Raw genomic sequence first — 6,392 nt, forward strand, 5'->3', positions numbered from 1 at the left:
AGATCATCATGAAACGCGAGCCAGAGGCTCGAGCACGCACCCGCGGAGCCGCCGGCCGCACCAACGCGCGTCTTGTCGATGTTCCACTCGGCCGCCTTGCTGCGGACGAACTGCAGGGCACGAGCGGCATCATGCAGCGGCGCTTTGACCGGCGGCGTGACCTTGTCCTCCGCGGCGTGCTTCATGAGGCGGTAGTTGATGGCCACCACCGAGATGCCCTGTGCGAGGAGATCCTCGACGCTGACGAACTTGTTCACGCGCTCCTTCTCGCCGCTCTGCCAGCCGCCGCCGTGAATGACGAACGCCAGCGGCGTCGGCGTGGCGGACTCGGCCTTCCAGAAGTCGAGGATGTGCCGCTCATGCATGCCGTAGGGCACATTGGCCATGGTCGGCTTCACGACCGCCGGATTGGCCGGGGCCGCTTTCTTCTTGGCGGGGGCCTTGGCTTTGGGGGTGTCGGCGGCTGAAAGAGCCAGCGCCGGTAGGCAAAGAAGCAGGGTGATGAGGGCGGGTTTCATGCAGAGGTGAGGTTGGAGGCCTTGCGACCGGAATGAAGGGAACGGAGCCAAGGGGCCGACCATGCATGCTTTGCCGCTGAAAACTCGGCCCGGCGGGGGTATGGCGGGTCGGCACAGGAGCTGCTTCCCCATCGTTCCGAGGGTGAAACAGAACGCCTCCGAACGGCGTTTAAAGGCCCCCAAAACACCCCGTATGAATCGTCGTCACTTCCTTCTCAGTTCCCTCGGCACCACGCTCGCGCTGCCGGGCATGTCCTCGCTCATGGCCAAAGGCGCCACGGGAGGCTCCGTGCAGACGGCGAAAGGAGCAGGCATGGGAGCCCGGCGGTTCGTTGCCATCGGCAATCTGCTCGGCTACCAGACCAAGAGCCTTTTCCCCACGACCACGGGCCGCAACTACGAGAAAACGGCGCTGCTGGAGCCGGTGTGGGACATTCGTGACAAGATGACCGTCCTCCGCGGCCTCGACCACGGCGTGAAGGGCGGCCACTTCGCGGTGCATTCGTTCCTCTCCGGCGTGCTGAACTCCGAGGCGCAAAACCGCCCGGATGGCAATGTGACGATCGACCAGTATCTCGCGGACGAGATTGGCTTTGAGACGCGTTTCCCGTCCCTCACCGTCGGTTCGGAAGGCGGCATCCATGGCGGCTGCCAGATCGCGTGGACGAAATCGGGTGTGCGTGTGCCGCCGGTGACGAATCCGGCGGAGCTGTTCGAGAAGCTGTTCGTGACCGATTCGAAGGAGCGTCAGGCGCGTCGCATGGAGGAGAACAAAGTGCAGGCGTCGATCCTCGATTCCGTGCTGGAGGAGGCGAACCGCCTTTCCAAGAAGGTAAACAAGGAGGACAAGGACAAGCTCGACGAATACCTGACCTCCGTGCGCGATGTCGAAAAGCGCCTCGAACTGCGCCAGCGCTGGACGAACCAGCCAAAGCCGAAAGCGCCCTTTGAAAAGCCGGCAAACCGCAGCGCGGTCGAGGATCTGCCGCTGCTGTATGAAATGATTGCGCTCGCCTTGCAGACGGACAGTACGCGCATTGCCACGCTGGAAATCGGCGGCGACTTTATGCCGCAGCATCTCGGCATCAAGAAGGACTGGCACGGCCTCTCGCACCACGGCAACGACCCGGAAGCGATCGCGAGCCTCGTCACACTCGAGAAGTATCAGATCGAGCACTTCGGCAAGTTCGTCGCCCGCCTCTCGAAGATGAACGACGGCGAGCGCACGCTGCTCGACTCCACCACCGTGATGTTCGGCAGCGGCATGGGTGACGGCAACTCGCACAAGAACTCCGACCTGCCCATCCTCCTCGCCGGCGGCGGCTACAAGCACGGTGAATTCCGCCAGGTGCCAAACCAGGGCATCAACAAGGTGCCGCTTTGCAATCTGTTCGTGGACATCGCGCAGAAGATGGGCGTGGAAACCGATTCGTTCGGCAGCAGCACAGGACGTTTCGCGTGATGGGCGATCCGCATTCAGATAAAGGCAGTGAGGCCAACACTCGGCCCGAAGAACCTGGGTCGAACTCCGTGGCGGGTCCTGGTGTCGTGAATTTCGATTACGAGCGTTGGTTCCCGCATATCTTTTGGATTAGTCAGTGGGTGACGGACGACTCTTTCCCTGATGGCTACTGCTACAAGATTCTGTCTGTGCGCGACCAGTCTGCTGAGCGAGTAGAATTGGTAGTTTTGCTGAACGAGCGCAACGGTGACAAAAGTGAGATGCACCGTTTCTCGATTCCCACGGAACACGCCCGTCTTGCAGGTCAGGATTGGGCAGCCATGCTGGCAAAGAAATTCGGTTTGGAATTCGAGGAGCAAGATTACTCAGATGTCTCCACAAGCGACGAGTTCAAAGCTGCGACGCAGACATACGGATGGGCCATGCAACCAAATGAGACCGGGGCAACCTAGTACAATGTTTTTCGCTAAAAGATCGCTGCTTAGCCTCTCTATTCTAGCTTCTTCATCATCAATCAGCGCCGCTGATGATGCACCGAAGCTCGTGCAGCAGTTTCTTGGCAAATACTGCCTGGAGTGCCACGACGCGGATGTGCAGAAGGGCGACCGCTCGTTTGAGAAGTTCGAGCTGCCGCTGAAGTCGGTGCCTGATCTCATCGAGGCGCGCGACATCATCGACCAGCTTACGCTGAAGGAGATGCCGCCGAAGAAGGCCGACCAGCCGAAGGACGACGAGCGCATCGCGATGATTCGCGCATTGCGAGACGGTACCGTGGTTGCGTATGGCAAGTTCCAGAGCACCGGCAGCCGCACGGTGATGCGCCGCCTCTCCAGCCGCGAATATGAAAACACGCTCGCCGTGCTGTTTGGCCGACGCGTGGATACGCTGGGCCTCACCGCCGATTTTCCGAAGGAAAAAACAAGCGAGCACATGGACACGATCGGCAAGACGCTCGTGACCTCCGGTTTCCTCGTCGATCAATATTTTCAGTCTGCGAATCGCCTCGTCGAAACGCGTCTCGGCAAACCGGCCACGGAGCCGAAGGACTGGAAGTTCAACGGTCACTTCGTGCAATACGAGGAGCTGCAGGGCGCGCACAAGTCCGCGTTCAACTACCGCTACCTCAATCTCTACGAACAGCCGAACACCGACACGCGTCAGGGCGGCTATGGCCACATCGAAGACTTCAAGCAGGGCGTGCCCGTCTCCGGGCTCTACGACATCGAGGTCGAGGCCACGGCGCTGCATCGCGACACGCATTACGACCCCGCGATCTTCGGCATCGACTTCTCCGAGCCCTTCATCCTCGGCGTCGTGCCCGGCGATGTCACGAAGGGCCACATCCATTACCCGCAGGCCATCGAGCCGCTGCTCGCCAGCGCCGTCGTGCCGGACAACACACCGACGTGGTTCAAGTTCCGCGTGTGGCTCGAAGCCGGGCAGACGCCGCGCTTCATCTTCCCGAACGGCCCGTATGAATCTCGCGCCTCGGTCGTCACCATCAACAAGCGCTACAAGGATGAGTTTAAACAAAAAATCGGCACCTCCGGCGTCGGTCGTGCGCACATCCTGCTCGAAGGCGAGCTGCCGCACATCCGCATCAGCGAGATCAAGATCCACGGCCCCGTGCCTGAAAAGCATGGCCGCGTCGAAGAAGTCGCCGTGTTTGGCAAAGACGGCTTCCAGGCCGATCACGCGCTCGATCAGTTGAACGCCTTCGCCGAGAAAGCGTATCGCCGTCCGCTCACCGACGCCGATCGCCAGCCGATCCGCGCGATGTATGACAAGCGCCTCGCCGAGAAAGCCACGCCGCGTCAGGCCGCGCTCGATGCATTGAAGCTCATCCTTTGCTCACCGTCCTTCCTCTACCTCAGCGAGATCACCGACGAATCCGCGAAGGCGCTGAAGCCCTACGACCTCGCCACGCGCCTTTCGTATGCGCTGTGGGCCACGCCGCCGGATGACGCGCTGCTCGCTTCGGCGAAGTCCGGCAAGCTCACGCAGGATGCCGAGTTGAAGAAACAGATTCAGCGCATGATCGCCGACGAACGCATCGACGGCTTCGTGAACGGCTTCCTCGACAGTTGGCTGAACCTCCGCGACCTCGGCGGCATGCCGCCGCCGCGCGAAGTCGTGCGCTCCTACTACGCCGAGGATCTGCCCACTTCGATGAAAACCGAGGCGCGTCTGTTTTTCCGCGATCTGCTCAAGAACAACGGCTCCGTCACGCAGTTCATCGACTGCGAGCACACGTTCGTGGACAAGAAGCTCGCGAAACTCTACGAACTCCCGGAGAAGGACAAATTGCGCCTCGCCGACGGCTTCCAAAAAGTCAGCCTGAAGGGCAACACGCATCGCGGTGGTCTGCTCGGCATGGCCGCGGTGCTCACCGTGAGCGCGAACGGCGTCGAGACCTCGCCCGTCACGCGCGGCGTGTGGGTCACGGAGAACATCCTCGGCGTCCCGCCGCCGCCGCCGCCGGATGTCGTGCCCGCGATTGATCCCGATGTCAGCGGTGCCACTACGATCCGCGAACGCCTCGCCAAACACCGCACCGACGCCGCCTGTGCCGAGTGTCATCGCAAGATCGACCCGCTCGGCTTCAGCCTCGAAGCTTTTGATCCCGTTGGCCGCTGGCGGAAAACCTACCCGAAGCCGAAAAACGCCAAAGACGCTCCCAAGATCGACACCACCGGCGAATTCAACTCCGGCGAGAAATACGCCGACTTCGCCGGCTTCAAGAAAGTCATCGCTGATACGCGCGCCGATCTTTTCAGCCGTCACCTCATCCGCCAGCTCCTCACCTACACCACCGGCCGCACCATGGAGCTCAACGACGACCTCCTCATCGACCAGCTCCACGAGAAAGCAAAGAAGCAGGGCCTCGGCCTGAACACCCTCATGGTCGAGTGTCTGATGAGCGAGATCTTCCGGTCGAGGTGAGGGAACGTTTTTTGAAGCTTACTGGCTCAGCGGTGTAACCGCCACTCAGTGCAACCTTGGAACAGACTGCCGTCATTGCGGTTGAATCTCCAAACTAAATGCCCAAGGCAATCAGTTCTCGGACAAGCAGGAGCCTCGATAAACTGGAAGTCTTCAAGCCAAGAGTCCTCGTATTGCCTTAACTTTGGATTCGAGGTCTGGAGAAACACTCTCCTCGCCAGAGTCAGCCCAACTTCTTCGAGAAGTCCTCCTTGGAAATACCAAGCGTAGCCGCAACCATTCTGTTGGCACACCAATCGCCATTCACAGTCGATTGGCTTTCCTGCACTATTGAATCGCGCCCAATCAGGCTGCTGTCGACCTTCGCATTCGAAGCCAAGACGGTGGCAATTCGGACATGACCATCCAAAAGACCGAACTGCCAGTAGAATATCTTCTTTTGATGCCGTGACATAGCGAACCACGGTTGGTCTTACTCTGTGAAAGCCAGGATTGACCTGATTTCGGCGAGTGTGTCTTTGTCTAACGCTGAACCTTTCGCTCGGGTTGTTCTCGCCGATGGCTTCGAGGTGATCAGGCATCAGAGCGTGGTGAAATGCGCAAAGCGTTATCAAGTTCGAGAGCACATGGCTGCCGCCATTCTTGATCGCATCGAGGTGGTGTACATGCTTTGAGTCAAGGTTTGGGCAACCGGCAACTTGGCAGCGATCTCCATCTCGTTTGCGAACTTCTGCAGAACGAAACTTCCAATCTGGCGGATACTTGTCTGTTCCGGTGCCTTGCCAGTAGTCGAACCTGGTTTCGATACCTTGAGGCTCAATCGTTGGTATTGAAGGTTGGATGATTCTTTCAGGTTGAGGGGCAACATCGGTTTTCTCAGTGGGTGAGGACCTTTTCACCGCAAAGGGAGCGTTTACCGGCGGCTGATTTGACAATGCCAGTTTCTTCTCCTCGCGGGGCGAAGGACGACTTCGAAGTCTCTTCTCTATGGCATGAGTTATCCATCCAGCTAAGCATGCCAACGCTGCGGCAGATACGAGCAAAACGATTCCCATGCTTTGAACGAGAGTCGAAGTTTGGTGCTAATCCATCCAAAATCTCGGATGAGTTCCTCCGCTCTCGCTGAGTTTCGCAAGCACGACGGACGGAGCTCGTTTACGATCCCGTCATGATTCGCTTCCTGTTTCTTTTTGCCATCGTCTGCATCGCCACGCTTCGTGCCGAGGAGGCGGGCTTTGTTTCGATTTTCAATGGCAAGGATCTGAGTGGATGGATGACTCGTGAGGCGATGGAGGGCGACTGGAAGGTGGTGGATGGAGTCATCGACTGCGATCCTCAGGGCGAAGGGAAGGGTGACCGGAATCTGTGGACACTCAAGGAATACGGCGACTTCGAATTGTTCATCGACTGGCGAATCAAGGAGACGCCGTTCACGAATCCGAAGGCGCGTGTCATTTTGCCGGACGGCA

At 59.2% G+C, this 6,392-nt stretch carries 6 protein-coding genes; 4 read left to right on the plus strand and 2 right to left on the minus strand.

The window, feature by feature from the left end; translation table 11 throughout:
* A partial coding sequence (locus KDL09_RS04045) for an alpha/beta hydrolase (protein WP_294381649.1) occupies positions 1–518 on the minus strand: 518 nt, incomplete at its 3' end.
* A gap of 193 nt (positions 519–711) precedes the next feature.
* On the opposite strand from KDL09_RS04045, the gene KDL09_RS04050 reads away from it, so the two are divergent.
* The 3 genes from KDL09_RS04050 (at position 712) to KDL09_RS04060 (ending at position 4,923) form a co-directional block, all read left to right on the plus strand.
* Complete coding sequence (locus KDL09_RS04050; RefSeq protein WP_294381651.1) at positions 712–1,980, plus strand: DUF1552 domain-containing protein; 1,269 nt, start codon at positions 712–714, stop codon at positions 1,978–1,980.
* Between the two features lie 86 nt (positions 1,981–2,066).
* On the plus strand, positions 2,067–2,432 hold the full coding sequence (locus tag KDL09_RS04055) for a hypothetical protein (protein ID WP_294381653.1): 366 nt from the start codon (positions 2,067–2,069) through the stop codon (positions 2,430–2,432).
* 4 nt (positions 2,433–2,436) lie between these two features.
* The gene (locus KDL09_RS04060; RefSeq protein ID WP_345781067.1) at positions 2,437–4,923 is read left to right on the plus strand and encodes a DUF1592 domain-containing protein; all 2,487 of its coding nucleotides are present in this window, start codon (positions 2,437–2,439) and stop codon (positions 4,921–4,923) included.
* A gap of 26 nt (positions 4,924–4,949) precedes the next feature.
* Here the strand turns inward: KDL09_RS04060 and KDL09_RS04065 are convergent, their stop codons facing one another.
* Positions 4,950–5,978, minus strand: a complete 1,029-nt coding sequence (locus tag KDL09_RS04065) for an HNH endonuclease (protein ID WP_294381659.1) — start codon at positions 5,976–5,978, stop codon at positions 4,950–4,952.
* A 113-nt stretch (positions 5,979–6,091) separates the two neighbouring features.
* Between KDL09_RS04065 and KDL09_RS04070 the strand changes: the two genes are divergently transcribed.
* Positions 6,092–6,392, plus strand: a 301-nt coding sequence (locus KDL09_RS04070) for a DUF1080 domain-containing protein (RefSeq protein WP_294381663.1), incomplete at its 3' end; no start/stop codon positions are given.

Origin of the sequence: Prosthecobacter sp. (assembly GCF_020439865.1) — a bacterium.
Classification (GTDB): Bacteria; Verrucomicrobiota; Verrucomicrobiia; order Verrucomicrobiales; family Verrucomicrobiaceae; genus Prosthecobacter.

What these genes read in the sequence shown, in the direction of transcription:
- KDL09_RS04050 (WP_294381651.1), top strand. Translation starts at nt 712, where the DNA reads ATGAATCGTCGTCACTTCCTTCTCAGTTCCCTCGGCACCACGCTCGCG.
- KDL09_RS04060 (WP_345781067.1), top strand. Translation starts at nt 2,437, where the DNA reads ATGTTTTTCGCTAAAAGATCGCTGCTTAGCCTCTCTATTCTAGCTTCT.
- KDL09_RS04065 (WP_294381659.1), bottom strand. Translation starts at nt 5,978, where the DNA reads ATGGGAATCGTTTTGCTCGTATCTGCCGCAGCGTTGGCATGCTTAGCT.